At 48.8% G+C, this 461-nt stretch carries 1 pseudogene; it reads right to left on the minus strand.

Features of this window, described 5'->3' with window-relative positions:
* Positions 1-368, minus strand: a pseudogene (locus E3E29_RS11370) (serine--tRNA ligase); the annotation flags it as partial.
* Between the last annotated feature and the right edge of the window lie 93 nt (positions 369-461).

The raw sequence follows: 461 nt of genomic DNA on the forward strand, positions 1-461 counted from the left end.
TTCTCGCTGTCATCTTTGCCGATCGGAACGCTCTCGTGGGTGATGTTCGGCAGGCGCCAGAGATAGTAGTCGATCTTTGCCCTCAGCTCCTCAACTTCCTTCTCAAGGGTCTCAATCTGCTTCACAATCTCGTTGCTCTTTGCAAGGAGATCGTCTATCGGCTCACCAGCCTTCTTGCGCTTTCCTATCTGCACAGCGAGCTGGTTGCGCTCCTTCCTGAGCTGGTTGATCTTCCGTAGGTTCTCGCGCCACTTTTTGTCGAGTTCGAGGATTTCGTCGATCCATTTTATCTTCTCAATTTCCCCGCGCTTTATGAGATCGCCCTTAACTAGATCAGGGTTTTCACGGATGAGCTTTATGTCCAGCATAGCATTTCACCTGGGAGATGAACGGTGCTGGAGTTTAAAAATAATTTGATAATCGCCTTGACATTTCGGCAAAAAAGAGGTCAACCGAAGAAG

The organism is Thermococcus sp. Bubb.Bath, from assembly GCF_012027595.1.
Taxonomy (GTDB): domain Archaea; phylum Methanobacteriota_B; class Thermococci; order Thermococcales; family Thermococcaceae; genus Thermococcus.